General features: G+C 66.2%; 11 protein-coding genes and 1 pseudogene. 5 read left to right on the top strand and 7 right to left on the bottom strand.

What is annotated here, in order from left to right:
* Positions 1 to 39 precede the first annotated feature (39 nt).
* The 3 genes from LQD00_RS09240 to LQD00_RS09230 all read right to left on the bottom strand — a co-directional run bounded on the left by LQD00_RS09240 (position 40) and on the right by LQD00_RS09230 (position 4,543).
* Entirely contained in the window at positions 40 to 1,599 is a 1,560-nt protein-coding gene (locus LQD00_RS09240; protein ID WP_232716846.1) for a glycosyltransferase family 87 protein, read from the bottom strand.
* Positions 1,600 to 1,660: 61 nt separating this feature from the next.
* Positions 1,661 to 4,021 carry a transglycosylase domain-containing protein gene (locus LQD00_RS09235; RefSeq protein ID WP_232716845.1) on the bottom strand — a complete coding sequence of 787 codons (2,361 nt, stop codon included), beginning with the start codon at positions 4,019 to 4,021 and terminating at the stop codon, positions 1,661 to 1,663.
* Between the two features lie 129 nt (positions 4,022 to 4,150).
* Positions 4,151 to 4,543 (bottom strand): DUF5318 family protein, encoded by a 393-nt coding sequence (locus LQD00_RS09230; RefSeq protein ID WP_232716844.1) that lies wholly within the window; start codon positions 4,541 to 4,543, stop codon positions 4,151 to 4,153.
* Between the two features lie 224 nt (positions 4,544 to 4,767).
* On the opposite strand from LQD00_RS09230, the pseudogene LQD00_RS09225 reads away from it, so the two are divergent.
* The 3 genes and pseudogenes from LQD00_RS09225 to LQD00_RS09215 all read left to right on the top strand — a co-directional run.
* Positions 4,768 to 5,478: pseudogene (locus LQD00_RS09225) on the top strand (PadR family transcriptional regulator); the annotation flags it as partial.
* Positions 5,479 to 5,538: 60 nt separating this feature from the next.
* Positions 5,539 to 6,630: an inositol-3-phosphate synthase gene (locus LQD00_RS09220; RefSeq protein ID WP_039879823.1), complete on the top strand. Its 1,092-nt coding sequence runs from the start codon at positions 5,539 to 5,541 to the stop codon at positions 6,628 to 6,630.
* A gap of 182 nt (positions 6,631 to 6,812) precedes the next feature.
* On the top strand, positions 6,813 to 7,238 hold the full coding sequence (locus LQD00_RS09215) for a hypothetical protein (protein WP_232716843.1): 426 nt from the start codon (positions 6,813 to 6,815) through the stop codon (positions 7,236 to 7,238).
* Between the two features lie 12 nt (positions 7,239 to 7,250).
* Here the strand turns inward: LQD00_RS09215 and LQD00_RS09210 are convergent, their stop codons facing one another.
* On the bottom strand, positions 7,251 to 9,260 hold the full coding sequence (locus LQD00_RS09210; protein ID WP_232716842.1) for an aconitate hydratase: 2,010 nt from the start codon (positions 9,258 to 9,260) through the stop codon (positions 7,251 to 7,253).
* A gap of 338 nt (positions 9,261 to 9,598) precedes the next feature.
* Here LQD00_RS09210 and LQD00_RS09205 point away from each other — a divergent pair, with 338 nt between their 5' ends.
* Both LQD00_RS09205 and LQD00_RS09200 read left to right on the top strand, forming a co-directional pair.
* Positions 9,599 to 10,174 (top strand): TerD family protein, encoded by a 576-nt coding sequence (locus tag LQD00_RS09205; RefSeq protein ID WP_232716841.1) that lies wholly within the window; start codon positions 9,599 to 9,601, stop codon positions 10,172 to 10,174.
* A 140-nt stretch (positions 10,175 to 10,314) separates the two neighbouring features.
* A complete protein-coding gene (locus LQD00_RS09200) occupies positions 10,315 to 11,436 on the top strand; it encodes a DUF475 domain-containing protein (RefSeq protein WP_232716840.1) in 1,122 nt (373 codons plus the stop codon).
* 96 nt (positions 11,437 to 11,532) lie between these two features.
* Here the strand turns inward: LQD00_RS09200 and LQD00_RS09195 are convergent, their stop codons facing one another.
* From LQD00_RS09195 to LQD00_RS09185, 3 genes are read right to left on the bottom strand one after another with little or no spacing between them, the layout of a single operon-like run.
* Positions 11,533 to 12,297, bottom strand: coding sequence for an AIM24 family protein (locus tag LQD00_RS09195; protein WP_232716839.1), 765 nt, complete (start codon positions 12,295 to 12,297; stop codon positions 11,533 to 11,535).
* Positions 12,294 to 13,016, bottom strand: coding sequence for an AIM24 family protein (locus LQD00_RS09190; protein ID WP_232716838.1), 723 nt, complete (start codon positions 13,014 to 13,016; stop codon positions 12,294 to 12,296). Before LQD00_RS09190 ends, LQD00_RS09195 begins: the two co-directional genes overlap by 4 nt.
* A 14-nt stretch (positions 13,017 to 13,030) precedes the next feature.
* Complete coding sequence (locus tag LQD00_RS09185) at positions 13,031 to 13,651, bottom strand: AIM24 family protein (protein WP_232716837.1); 621 nt, start codon at positions 13,649 to 13,651, stop codon at positions 13,031 to 13,033.
* Between the last annotated feature and the right edge of the window lie 172 nt (positions 13,652 to 13,823).

Here is a 13,823-nt window from a genome sequence, read left to right as displayed (position 1 = left end):
CTCGGGTCCGCGTCGATCCGCGGTGCAGTGGCTGTCGGCTCACCGAGCGCCGGCCGAAACCGGCTCGCCCACTCGGTCTTCGGATTGTCGTCGCACTCGCCTCGACGGCAGCCGCAACCGGATGCGGTCCGGTGCACCGTCGAGCACCCCACCGGCCGGGTCGTCGTACCAGCGTCCGTCGTTCCCGCCTCGGACGAGGTCGTCCTTCGGATGCCAGATCTGCCAGACCACGACCGCACACAGCAGGAGGACGATCAGTCCACGGAGCACCACGGCGGTGGTGAACCACTGGTCGGGAAGCCACCGGCGTTCCTGATCGAGGAACAGTCCCATCCGCGGGATCCAGATCAGCGCGTCGATCGTCATCCACGTCAGGAGCAGCCTGGTGTGCGGGATCGCGAGGACCGCCAACGGCACCAGCCACAGCGAGTACTGCGGGCTCCACACCTTGTTGACGAGGAGGAAGCCGGCCACCGCGAGAAACGCCAGTTGCGCAACCCGGGGACGGAACGGCGCGCACAGCCCGATGAGTGTGACCGCCACCAGGACGAGGACGGTCAACCCGACCGACAGCGCGTTCAGATGGTTGATGTTCCATGTGAAACCAAGCGTGTCGGCGAGGATGCGGTAGATGGTGTCGGCGTCGGCCGAGCGGTCGCCGTTGAACCGGAAGAACTCCCACCAACCGCTCGGATACGGGATGAGGATCGGCAGGTTGACCAGCAGCCAGGCGGCGATCGCGGCCCCGGCGGTGGCCCCGAACTCGCGGACCCGGCCGGACCGCAGACACAACGCTCCCAGAACGACCAGGAGCAATGCCGGATAGAGCTTCGCGGCGGCGCCGACCCCGATGGCGACGCCGGCGATCCACGGCCGGTCCCGTGACCAGGCGAGCAATGCGACCGCGACGGCAGCCGTCGCGATGGTGTCGAAGTTGGTGAAGGCGTGCACGAAGACCAGCGGCGAGAGCGCCGCCAGCCAGACCGTCCACATCCGGGTGCGCGCGGTCAGAGCCGTCGCCCAGATCGTGACCAGCCAGAACAGCGCCAGACCGAGCGCGACGATGGTGAAGAACAGCACGACGTCGAGCGCGCCGGGGACGCCCCAGTTCTCCTCGGCCCACACCCAGCCTCGTGTCAGCTGGGCGGCGCCGTACATGAACATCCCGGTGAGGACCGGGTACTCCATGTAGCGCTTGATGGTCTGGCCCCGGGCATCCTCCTGGAACCAGAAATCGCGGTAGGGCAGTGCCCCGATGTTGAGTCGTTCGGCGCCGTACAGGCTGATGACGTCGCTGTAGCAGAGGTTGGTGAACTGCCGCTGGTCGTCCCAGTCGAGTCGCATCTCGGCGCCCGGCCGGCCCGCCGAACCATCGTCGGGCGGAGCCTGCTGCAGACAACTCGCCTTGCCGAACCAGCCCAGGGCCAGTCCGCACAATGCGAGCGCGAACAGCACACGCAGCGGTGTCAGGTGGCGGCTGCGCCCGACGACGGCATGCGCGCCCGCCGGGCCGCCGACGAGTGAACTCGCGTCGCGCACCATCTCGTCCGAGCGCGTCGGGAGTACTCGTTCGGCGTCGACGCGTTCGTCGCGCGACAACGGGGCAGGGCTGTCCCAGGCAGGGTCGGCTGCGTCGGCAGAGTCAGCCGGGGGATCCTGGTCAGCCGACGGGCGGTTCAGGGATTCCTCCGCCGTCCTCACCACCGGGCTGGTTGCCTCCGCGGCCCGGCGCGTTACCGCCGCCGGTGCCCCCACTGTCGGGTGAGTTGCCGTCCGGCGAGTTGCCACCGCCGTTGCCGCCTCCGCCGCGCGGGCCTCCCGGGAGCGGGATGGTGACCCCCGGGGCGAGCGTCAGGTTGCCGTCGCCGCCCTGATCAGGGATCTCGAAGGTCGGTGCCGAAGGTCCGCGCGAGCGCGTCGACGGTGCGTAGGTAGTCGCTGGCGCCTCGTACGGGATGCCGACCTCTCCGCCGATCGCCTCTTCGGGTTCGGGGAACTTCTTGATCTCCTTGCCCTCGAGGGCGGAGTTCATGGCCGCCTTCCAGATCTGCGAGGGCAGGCCGCTGCCGTAGATCGACGCGCCGCTGTAGTTGGTGAGCGCGGTGCCGTCGTTGGTGCCGACCCAGACCGCGGTGGACAGTTGCGGGGTGTACCCGACCATCCAAGCGTCCTTGTTCTTACCGGTGTCGCCGAGCTGCACGGTGCCGGTCTTGGCGGCCGCCGGACGCGAGCCGAGCGACGGGTCGTAGAGCGAGTTGCCGTTGGAGTACGCCGGGATCGGTTCGAGTGCCGCGGTCACGGTGTCGGCGACCTTGGCGGGGAAGACCCGCTTGCCCTCGTTCTTGCGCTCGAAGAGCACCTGGCCCTCGGAGTCGGTGACCTTCTGCACGAAGTACGGCTCGTGGTAGACGCCGGACGCCGCGAGCGTCGCGTATGCCGAGGCCATGTCGATGACGCGCGACTGGTACTGGCCCAGCACGACGCCGCCCTCGGGGGAGCCGTTCGCTTCCTGCAGGGTCTTCTCGATGTTGCCGAAGGACTCGGCGACGCCGGCCCGGTGCGCCGCGTCGGCGACATCCTCGGCGCCCCGCTTGAGGTCCATCATGAGGCGGTAGTAGACGGTGTTCAGCGACATCTTCATCGCGGTCGCGAGGTTGCACGTGCCGCAGCTCTCGCCGTCGGAGTTCTCGACCGTCAGTCCGCCGCTGGCCTCGAAGGGCGCCGAGCTGTAGGTCTTCGACAGCGGGATGTCCTGCTCGAGGGCTGCGATGAGCGCGAAGACCTTGAACGACGAGCCGGTCTGGAGGCCGGCCTGCGCGAGATCCCAGCCACCGGCGTTGTCACCGCCGTAGTAGCCGCGCACCGCGCCGGACTGCGGGTCGATGGAGACCACGGACGCGAGGAGGTCCTTGGGCTCACCGTTCAGCTGGCCGTTCGGGCACTTGTAGATCTTGTTCTTGCGGCAGGCCGCCTGGACGACGCCGTTCTGCACCTGGGGGTCGATGGTGGTGCTGATCTTGAGGCCGCCGGTCTGCAGCTGCTTCTCGGTGATGCCGACGCTGGTGAGCTCTTCGAGCACCCGACGCTTGATCAGACCGTTGGGACCGGGGGTCTCGTCACTGCCGCTGACCCGCGCCTTGATGGTCTTGGGGAAGACCGCGTTGTCGGCCTGCTGCTTGGTGATGGCTCCGGTCGCGACCATGCCGCTCAACACGTAGCGCCACCGGGCCTCGGTCGCCTCGAGGTTGTTCTCGGGGTCGTAGTACGACGGGGCGCGGATGACACCGGCGAGCAGGGCCGCTTCCTCGAAGGTCAGCGGATTCTTCTTGGCACGCGCCGGATCGGTGATCGACTTGTTGAAGTACTTCTGCGTGGCGACGGCGATGCCGTAGGCGCCGCGCCCGAAGTAGATGGTGTTGAGGTAGGCCTCGAGGATCTTCTCCTTGGACCAGCCGTGCCGCTCGTTCATCTTGGCGGCGATCGCGAGTTCCTTGAACTTGCGGTCAAAGCTGCGTTCGTCGCCGACGATCGCGTTCTTGACGTACTGCTGGGTGATCGTCGAACCACCACCGGCGGAGGTGTTGCCGGTGATCTGACCGATCACCGCGCGGGACAGGCCACGCGGCGAGAAGCCGTTGTTGGTCCAGAACTCGCGGTCCTCGGCGGCGACGATCGCCTGGATCATCGTGTCGGGGATCTCGTCGAACGGCACCACCTGGCGGTTGCCGTCGGGCTGGGTGATGTCGGCGAGGGTGCGGCCGGAGGTGTCGACGATTGTCGCCTTCTGGCTGACCTCGGGTTCGGGGATCTCCGCGGTGAAGTAGGTGAAGGCGAACGCGATGATCAGCACCAGCACGATGGCCGGGACGATCGCGCCCACGGCGCCGAGCGCCCAGGCGAACCGTTTCTGCCGCGCCTCCGTGGCCTGCCTGTTGGCTCGTCCGTTGTTACCGCCACCGTTGCGACCGGGACGGGATCCGGTACCGCGCGGTGTGGGCGAAGAACCGTACGCCTCGCTCATCGTCCACCTTTCCTACCGGGCCGTGCGGCGCGTTCCACGCCGCTGACCTCGGTCTCAATTCTCTAGCCTCGTGCCACTCCACTTTGACAGCCCGCATCAGGCCTCGGCAAAAAACCGCAGGCCGGCGCGCTACTTGGCCACACGTCGGGTGCGACGCGTGGTCCGTGGCGGCAGCCCGGCAACGTATGACTGCACCAAATGGTTCCAGCTGCACGTCCGGCACACTTCGACGACATGCACCGAGAACTCCTCGGCGGTGGTCGCCAGCCGGGCGATCTCCTCTGTGCTCCGCGCTGAGCCGCTCACCTGGCCGAGGCGTTCGCCGAACACCCAGGAGACAAGTGTGACCTGCTCTTTTCGGCAGATCGGGCACATCGTCTCGCTGGGCCGACCGTGGAATTTCGCCGCGCGCAGAAGGTACGGATTCGCATCGCACACATCGGCCACGGCGGTCCGGCCCGCGTGGACCGAGGACAGCCGAGCGCGCCGCTGCAGGGCGTAGTCGACGATCTGGCGTTGCACGGTTTCAAGCGTACGTGGTCACAGGTTTGTCGTCGGCGCGACGGTCCGGGCGCTCCACCGGGACGAGTGGTCCTCCGGGCGGCCCGGGACCGGGAGTACCGCCCTCGACCGACCTCCTCGTGGACACCGGTTATATCGGTGCGATACATTGGCAAACACATCGGAGCGAGGTGTTGTGCTGTCAGCACCTTCCGACACATCGACGGACCGGAGGGGGTGACGAAGTGCTCGAGCTCGCGATTCTGGGCTTGCTCCTCGAAGCCCCCATGCACGGTTACGAGCTGCGCAAGCGGCTCACCGGGCTCCTCGGGGCCTTTCGTGCCTTCTCCTACGGTTCGCTGTATCCGACCCTGCGTCGGATGCAGGCCGACGGTCTCATCGACGAAGCCGACGCGCCCTCGGGCATGAAGGTTCGTCGTGGGCGTCGGGTGTACCAGCTCACCGATGCCGGTCGCGCTCGGTTCGCCGAGCTCGTGGCCGACACCGGTCCGCAGAACTACACCGACGACGGTTTCGGTGTGCATCTGGCGTTCTTCAGCCGGACTCCCGCAGTTGCGCGCATGCGCATCCTCGAGGGTCGTCGCCGGCAGGTGGAGGAGCGCCGCGAAGGGTTGCGGGAGATCGTCGGACGGTCCAACCGGGCGGTCGATCGCTACACCCGCCAGCTGCATCAGCTCAGCCTCGAATCCAGCGAACGGGAGGTCCGCTGGCTCAACGAGCTGATCGCCGCCGAGAGCTCCCAACAGCGAGACGGGACTCCAAGTCCGTTCGATTCCGACACATTCGATCCCGACGACATTGCTCGGGACGACGCCGGAACCGAACAGTCACCTGTCGATCCGGGGCCGGACGCCGGCACCGGACGATCCGATGACGAATTGCCAGAACCGGACTCGACGCAGAGCCGGGACGAACAGCTCGGGCACCCGAGCAAGTGAAAACACCGGTGGCGCAGCGAAGGTCTGCGACGCCGCAACAAGAAGGAGAGCCCGACCATGGGTGAGCCCAATAAGGTGCGCGTTGCCATTGTGGGCGTAGGAAACTGCGCTTCATCCTTGGTGCAAGGCGTGCAGTACTACAAGGACGCCGACGAGAACGCCAGCGTTCCCGGCCTGATGCATGTGAAGTTCGGTCCGTACCACGTCCGCGACGTCGAGTTCGTCGCCGCGTTCGACGTGGACGCCAAGAAGGTCGGCTTCGACCTGTCCGACGCGATCTTCGCCAGCGAGAACAACACCATCAAGATCGCCGACGTGCCGCCGACCGGTGTCACCGTCCAGCGCGGCCACACCCTCGATGGTCTCGGCAAGTACTACCTCGAGACCATCACCGAGGCCGACGGCTCGGGTGTCGACGTCGTCCAGGCCCTCAAGGACGCCGAGGTCGACGTCCTCGTCAGCTACCTGCCGGTGGGCTCGGAGCAGGCCGACAAGTTCTACGCACAGTGCGCCATCGACGCGAACGTCGCCTTCGTCAACGCACTCCCGGTCTTCATCGCCTCTGACCCCGAGTGGGCACAGAAGTTCACCGACGCCGGTGTCCCGATCGTCGGCGACGACATCAAGAGCCAGGTCGGCGCCACCATCACCCACCGCGTGATGGCGAAGCTGTTCGAGGATCGCGGCGTCACCCTCGACCGCACCTACCAGCTCAACGTCGGCGGCAACATGGACTTCAAGAACATGCTCGAGCGTGAGCGCCTGGAGTCCAAGAAGGTCTCGAAGACCCAGGCCGTGACCTCCAACCTGACCGGCTCGCTCGCCGGCAAGGTCGAGGACAAGAACGTCCACATCGGCCCGTCGGACCACGTCGCATGGCTCGACGACCGCAAGTGGGCCTACGTCCGCCTCGAGGGTCGTGCCTTCGGTGACGTGCCGCTGAACCTGGAGTACAAGCTCGAGGTCTGGGACTCCCCCAACTCGGCCGGCATCATCATCGACGCCGTGCGCGCCGCCAAGATCGCCAAGGACCGCGGCATCGGCGGCCCGATCCTCCCGGCATCGGCCTACCTGATGAAGTCCCCGCCGAAGCAGCTCGCCGACGACGTCGCGCGTCAGCAGCTCGAGGCGTTCATCGTCGAGGCCTGATCCTCTTCTGAACGATCCACGACGTCCCCGTCGGTATTCGTGAGGTACATCCTCACGATCCGGCGGGGACGTCGTCGTTTCGGGCGACATGTTCGTGAATACGCCCGTGACCTGGTTGTCCTTCCCCGAGAATGATTCCTCGAACCACCAGCTGCCGGACGAGCGACGAGGAGACGACCGGGATGGCTTCGAAATTGTTCAGAGCAGGTGTCGCAATGGCTGTCTCGGGCGTCGTCGTGATGCTCGGGCTGTCCGGGGGCGGAGCTGCCACCGCCGCACCGTCACCGACGCCGGCCGCGACCGTGGTGGGCGGTTGCGACGGCGCGAAACTCGTTCAACCACGCACCCTCTCGTCGATCTACTGCGGCGACGCCGGCGTGATCGTCTCCGACGTCACCTGGCTGGCGTGGACCGATGCCTTCGCCGTGGGCTTCGGCACCGAGAACCGCAAGTTGTGCGAGCCGAGCTGCGCGGCCGGGAAGATCGCGAAGTACCCGGTCGGGGTCTGGCTCTTCGCACCGAAGAAGGGTGCGTTCACACAGGTCTCGCTGTTCTCCTCGATCACCGGCCCGCCGGAAACCTATCAGCTCACGGGTTTCGTGCGCTGATCGCGGCCCGGGTCAGCTGATCTCTCCGCTGTCCTGCAACACCGTCTCCTCGGCACGATGTTCATCCGGATGCTCCTCGGCGGCGAGCCGCGGGATGAGACCCCCGGCCAGGACATCCGAGACCTGACGCTTCGAGAGTCGGTGCCGGACTTGGAATGTCCGGTCCTTGGTGACGTTGCGGACGGTGAGGACGTCGTCGGCGCCGAGCCCATCCCGAAGGTTCTCCAGCCGTAGGGTGTCGTCCTGGTCGACGGCGTCGTAGTCGGCGGGGTCGGTGAATTCCACTGCCAGCACACCGAAGTTCGCGAGGTTCTGCCAGTGGATGCGCGCGAACGACTTGGCGATCACCACCCGCAGACCGAGATGGCGCGGCGCGATCGCCGCGTGCTCGCGAGACGAGCCCTGCCCGTAGTTGTCACCGCCGATGATGATGTGCCCGGTGTCGGCGGATCGTGCTCTCTCGGTGTAGGTGTCGTCGATCCGCGTGAAGCAGAACTCGGCGAGCTTGGGGATGTTCGACCGGTAGGGCAGAGCCTTCGCACCCGCGGGCGAGATGTCGTCGGTGGAGATGTTGTCGCCGACCTTCAGCAGCACCGGCGCCTCGACGACGTCGGGCAGCGAATCGAGGTCCGGGAGGTCGGAGATGTTGGGCCCCTTCACCGGTTCGACCTTCGTCGCCTCCTCCGGCGACAGCGGCGGGACCAGCATCGCGGTGTTGATCGAGTGCTCCTCGGGGAGGCCGAGATCTGGGTACGCAACATCGTTGTCGGCAGCCCACTCGCGGGGATCGGTGATCACGCCGGTCAGCGCCGATGCTGCCGCGGTCTCCGGCGAACACAGCCACACCTTGTCGTCCTTGGTGCCCGAGCGGCCGGGGAAGTTGCGAGGCATGGTGCGCAAGGAGTTCTGCCCGGTCGCGGGTGCCTGTCCCATGCCGATGCACCCCATACAACCGGCCTGATGGATGCGCGCGCCGCTGATGACCAGGTTGGTCGTGGCACCCATCTTGGTGAGGTCGGTGAGGATCTCGCGCGAGGTCGGGTTGATGTCGAAGCTGACACTCGACGACGTCTGCCTCCCCGCCACCATCGCTGCGGCGATCGCGAAGTCGCGGAGACCGGGGTTGGCGCTCGACCCGATGACCACCTGTGAGATCTCCTCGCCGGCGACCTCGCTGACCGGCACGACGTCGCCCGGCGAGGACGGCTTCGCGATCAACGGGACGATCTCGGAGAGGTCGATGGTCTCCTCGGCGTCATAGCTCGCGCCGTCGTCGGCGACCAGCTCGGTCCAGTCGTCTTCGCGACCCTCTGCGCGCAGGAACTCGCGCACCGCGTCGTCGCTGGGGAACACCGTCGTCGTGGCCCCGAGTTCGGCACCCATGTTCGCGATCACGTGGCGATCCATCGCCGTCAGACTCGCCAAGCCGGGACCGTGGTACTCGATGATGCGGTTCACCGCACCCTTCACGTCGTGGCGCCGGAGCATCTCGAGGATCACGTCCTTGGCCGAACACCACGGCGGCAGTTCGCCTTCCAGCCGGACGCCCCAGATCTCGGGCATACGGATGTTCAACGGGCGACCCGTGATGGCCAGTGCCACCTCGAGTCCGCCCACCCCGATCGCGAGCATCCCGAGTGATCCGGCGGCAGGCGTGTGGGAGTCGGACCCGACCATCGTCTTGCCGGGGATACCGAACCGCTGCATGTGAGTGGGATGGGAGACGCCGTTGCCGGGCTTGGAGAACCAGAGGCCGAAGCGTTCGCACGCGGTACGCAGGTACTCGTGATCCTCGGCGTTCTTCTCGTCGGTCTGCAGCAGGTTGTGATCGACGTACTGGACGCTCACCTCGGTGCGGGCGCGGTCGAGTCCCAGCGACTCCAGTTCCTGCATCACCAACGTCCCGGTGGCGTCCTGGGTGAGGGTCTGATCGATGCGGATAGCGATCTCCTCACCGGGCGTCATGTCCCCGGCCTCGAGGTGGGCTTCGATGAGCTTGCGGGCAACGTTCTGGGCGGGCATCGCACACTCCTGATCGGCTCACGCCCGAGCTGTGCATGGCTCGTGGCTGAACCGGAGTCAGAACCTGTCCGCGTCGTCGACGCGGTGACGCGCCAGGCGCTCCGCTCGGACTGATCCCCATGGTCCCAGCGATGGTCGGCGGACGCCAGGGTCGCTACGACGTGCGTGCGCCGAACAACGCATCGGGTGGGTCCGAAAACCGGGAATCCGCAGGTCATCCATCCGACTCAGTGACCACGACACACCCTTCGCATAGAGTGTTGACGTTGCTCCGTGCGTCCGAACAACGGGTGTACCGGACATCGACAGACCACGTACCAACAGAAAGGCACAATCTCATGGGCGTGAGCCTGAGCAAGGGCGGAAATGTCTCGCTGACCAAGGAGGCCCCGGGACTCACCGCGGTGTCCGTCGGTCTCGGCTGGGACATCCGCACCACCACCGGCACCGACTTCGACCTGGACGCCAGCGCGATCGCACTCGGCACCAACAAGAAGGTGCTCTCCGATCAGCACTTCGTCTTCTTCAACAACCTGCGCTCCCCCGACGGCTCGATCGAGCACACCGGCGACAACCTGACCGGTGAGGGTGAGGGCGACGACGAGGCCATCAACGTCGACCTGGCGGCCACCCCGCCGGAGGTCGATTCCATCGTCTTCCCCGTCTCGATCTACGACGCCGACGCGCGCTCGCAGTCGTTCGGTCAGGTCCGCAACGCCTTCATCCGCGTCGTGAACCGCGCCAACGGCGCCGAGATCGCCCGCTACGACCTCACCGAGGACGCCTCCACCGAGACCGCGATGGTCTTCGGTGAGCTGTACCGCCACGGTTCGGAGTGGAAGTTCCGCGCTGTCGGCCAGGGTTACGCATCGGGGCTCGCGGGTATCGCCCGCGACTTCGGCGTGAACGTCTGACATTCTCGTCGACCCGGCTGCCCGTCAGCTTCATGGATGCCGCACCCCCTGTTCCAGCGGGTGCGGCATCCGTGTGTCGTGACCACCGTCCGACGACGCTGTCGGCCAGTCCATCTGCTCCCTAGAAAGGCCACAATCCAGTGGTAGTAAGAATTTTCGGCCTCTCCTTCGTCATAACGATCGTGGCGCTGGTCGTCGCGTTCCTCTACGGCGGCGTCGAAGCGCTGATCCTCACCGCGATCCTCGGCATCTTCGAGGTCACGCTCTCCTTCGACAACGCGGTCATCAATGCGACCGTGCTCCGCAGGATGAGCGAGTTCTGGCAGAAGATCTTCCTCACCATCGGCATCCTGATCGCCGTCTTCGGTATGCGTCTGGTGTTCCCGCTGGTCATCGTGTGGCTCGCATCCGGACTCAACCCGGTTGAGGCGCTCGATCTCGCGCTGAATCCGCCGCCCGGCGATGCCGCGTTCTTCGCCGACGGCTCCCCGAGTTACGAAACGATCATCACCGACGCCCATCCGCAGATCGCCGCCTTCGGTGGCATGTTCCTGCTGATGCTGTTCCTCGGCTTCCTCTTCGAGGAGAAGGAACTCACCTGGCTGACCTGGATCGAGCGCCCGCTCGAGCGCATCGGCAAGCTGGAGATGCTCGAGGTCGTCATCGCGATCGGTCTGCTGGTGCTCACCGCCACGTTCATCGCGCCGGCCGACGAGCGGTCGACGGTCATGATCGCCGGTTCGCTCGGCATGATCACCTACATCCTGGTCAACGGGCTCGGTGAGTTCTTCAACGTCGAGATCGAGGACGAGGTCGAGGGACTCGACGAATCGGCTGAGAAGACCACCGGCCGTCCGGGTCCGACCGACCTGGCCAAGGCCACCGGTAAGGCGGGCTTCTTCCTGTTCCTCTACCTCGAGGTCCTGGACGCGTCGTTCTCGTTCGACGGTGTGATCGGAGCATTCGCCATCACCGCCGACCCGATCCTGATCGCCCTCGGCCTCGGCCTCATCGGCGCGATGTTCGTCCGTTCGCTCACCGTGTACCTCGTCCGCAAGGGCACGCTCTCGGAGTACGAGTACCTCGAGCACGGCGCACACTGGGCCATCGGCGCGCTGGCGCTCATCCTGCTGTACTCGATCGGCACGCATGTGCCCGAGATCATCACCGGCCTCGTCGGTCTGGTCCTGATCATCGCGGCACTGTTGTCGAGCATCGTCCGGCGGAAGCGCAAGGAAGCGGCCGAGCCGGTAGGCGTCTGACCCTTCGAGGCTCGACCTCAGGGCACAAGGGCATCACAAACAACTGCGCCGCAGATCCTTCCGGGATCTGAGGCGCAGTCGTCGTATGGGTCGTGCTCAGCCCTGGTGCTGCGTGAGCTGCTGGGTGATCTGCTGGTTGATCTGTTGCAGGCCCGGCACCGAGAGGCCCGGCAGCTGGCCCTGGATTGTGCGGAGGACCGACGAGTCGTCGCGCACCTTCTCGCTCGACTGCACCAGAACCGTTCCGGCGCCGGTGAAGTCGAACTGTCGTTCCTCGCCGGAGCTGATGCCGAAGCGCTGGCCGGCGGCGGCGATGAAGCTGTTCACCCACGCCTGGTCGTAGTGATGGCTCGGGGACGGGCAATCCGACCATCCGACAAGCGCTTCGGGGTCGACGCGCACTGGCGGCTCGACGAACATGACCGGCCCGTTCGACGACGCCAGGAACTTGCCGGTGCCGATCAGGGTGAGGAAGCCGGGCACGATCGACTGGTTCAGCGACAGCTGAGGCTGGAACGCCAGCAGATTCGAGGCACGGATCGTGAGGTTGCCGTCCTCGAGGTCGTAGGCGTTGATGTCGTAACCGCGGTCGCCGATGATCAGCTTGCCCTGGCCCTCGGCGACCACATAGTCACCGAGGTACAGCGGGGCCGAAAATTGCTGCGCCACCATCTGCAGCAGCTGGCCCTGCAATCCCTGTTGGAGCGAGGTGAACTGCATCTGGCCGTAGTAGGCGATCATCGCGCCCTTGGACATGAACCACGGCTGGGTGAGATCGATGCAGAACGAGTAGTTGTTGTCCGGGACGTTGTCGTCCGATGGCAGAGTCATCGGATTCCACACGGTGTTGAGTTGGCTCACAGCTTCTCCTCCGATGCCTGCACGTACACGATGCCCTGTCCGGAACACTCCAATTGCATTGCCTCGCCGCCGGTCCGGCCGACGTTGCGCCAGCTGACGGTCGAGCGCAGGTTGGTGTTGACCTGTCCCGCGGAGCCGACGAAGGCCTGCGGGTCGACGGTCACCGGCGGCTTGTTCGGCGACACCTCGAGTTCGAAGACCCCGCCGTGGCCGAGGATCACGGCAGACCCGGGCCCGGAGAGTTGCGTCGTGAACATGCCCTGGCCCGTGACGACACCGGCAGCCGCGGACCGCAGGGCACCGAAGAGGCCACCGCCTCCGCCACCACCGCCGACGCTGTTGCCCTGGGGAGCGACCGAGACCACCGATGCCTGCAGGTTGGCGCCGTAGGCGAGCAGCCGTGAGGCCTCGACGCGGATGGTGCCGCCGACCGCGCCCAGATCGACGACGTGGACCTCGATCCCGAGGAACCCGTAGTGCACCTCGCCCTGCCCCTGCGCGATCATCGTCGACTCGTGCTCGCCGGTGAGCATGCGGCCGGCCATGCCGCCCATCGCACCCAATCCCGGCATACCGCCACCCATTCCGGCGCCCGCGATCTGATGCGGCTGGAAGAAGACGTTGCCCTTGTAGAAGAGCATCGCGCCCTTGCGGGCGACGATCGGACCACTGCGGCCGATGTCGACGGAGACGACCTTGCTGTTGACCTTGGTGAACATTCGCTACCTCACCCTCACCGCTCGGCCGGTTGGATCGACACGACGCCGGTTCCGTCCCACCGCAGCGAGAACGCCTCACCGCTGCCCTGTCCCATGACTGACCGCCACGAGACATCGGTGACGAAGGACTGGTTCAATTGCCCACGCGCACAGACGAAAGCGTCCGGGTCGACAACGAGCGGGTGCTGCGGGGACACCTCGAGATGGATCAACGGTCCGCCGTTGGACAGCAACGCGATCTGGCCGTAGCCGCTGACCGTCGTGGTGAACAGGCCCTGACCCGACGACGCGCCGCGCAGACCCGCGAACGTCACATTCGTCTGGAGATTCCCGTTGAGCACCATGAGCTGCTCGGACTCGACCTGCAAGGTCTCGTTGTTGAGTTCGATGATCGTCGTCTCGGCCGCATTGTGGGCGAAGTAGACGATGCCGTTGCCCGAGGCCTCCATGAGTGACAGCGCCTCACCTGTCGCCCGTTGTTTGAGGCCGGCGAGCACGCCGTCGCCGCCGCCGAAGCCGGCCGACTTGAACGCGACCTGCCCCTCGTAGGCCACCATCGATCCGCTGATCGCGCGGACCGCGGTGTTGTTCAGCCTGGCCTCGACCACGCGTTTGGATCGTTGTACCAACTGCATTCGACGTGCCTCTCTCGCGCCGCCGGGAGGCCGCCGCTCGGCCGCCCTCGTGTGTTCCCCGACGCCATCCCCGAATCACGGCACCGCCGCCGATCGGCATCCATCACCGCCATGAGGCGACTGATCAGCTCAGCCTTGAGTCGATCAGTCCGGCCTCGTACCGAGTTGAAAT

Source organism: Gordonia metallireducens, assembly GCF_021245825.1.
GTDB classification, from domain to species: Bacteria; Actinomycetota; Actinomycetes; order Mycobacteriales; family Mycobacteriaceae; genus Gordonia; species Gordonia namibiensis.
Note: the sequence above shows the minus strand (reverse complement) of the source record. Positions and strands in the feature narration are given on the sequence as shown.

Bases quoted from the DNA above. Each gene is read 5' to 3' on its own strand.
- LQD00_RS09185 (WP_232716837.1), bottom strand. From the start codon at position 13,651: ATGCAGTTGGTACAACGATCCAAACGCGTGGTCGAGGCCAGGCTGAAC.
- LQD00_RS09205 (WP_232716841.1), top strand. From the start codon at position 9,599: ATGGGCGTGAGCCTGAGCAAGGGCGGAAATGTCTCGCTGACCAAGGAG.
- LQD00_RS09235 (WP_232716845.1), bottom strand. From the start codon at position 4,021: ATGAGCGAGGCGTACGGTTCTTCGCCCACACCGCGCGGTACCGGATCC.
- LQD00_RS09190 (WP_232716838.1), bottom strand. From the start codon at position 13,016: ATGTTCACCAAGGTCAACAGCAAGGTCGTCTCCGTCGACATCGGCCGC.
- LQD00_RS09220 (WP_039879823.1), top strand. From the start codon at position 5,539: ATGGGTGAGCCCAATAAGGTGCGCGTTGCCATTGTGGGCGTAGGAAAC.
- LQD00_RS09215 (WP_232716843.1), top strand. From the start codon at position 6,813: ATGGCTTCGAAATTGTTCAGAGCAGGTGTCGCAATGGCTGTCTCGGGC.
- LQD00_RS09210 (WP_232716842.1), bottom strand. From the start codon at position 9,260: ATGCCCGCCCAGAACGTTGCCCGCAAGCTCATCGAAGCCCACCTCGAG.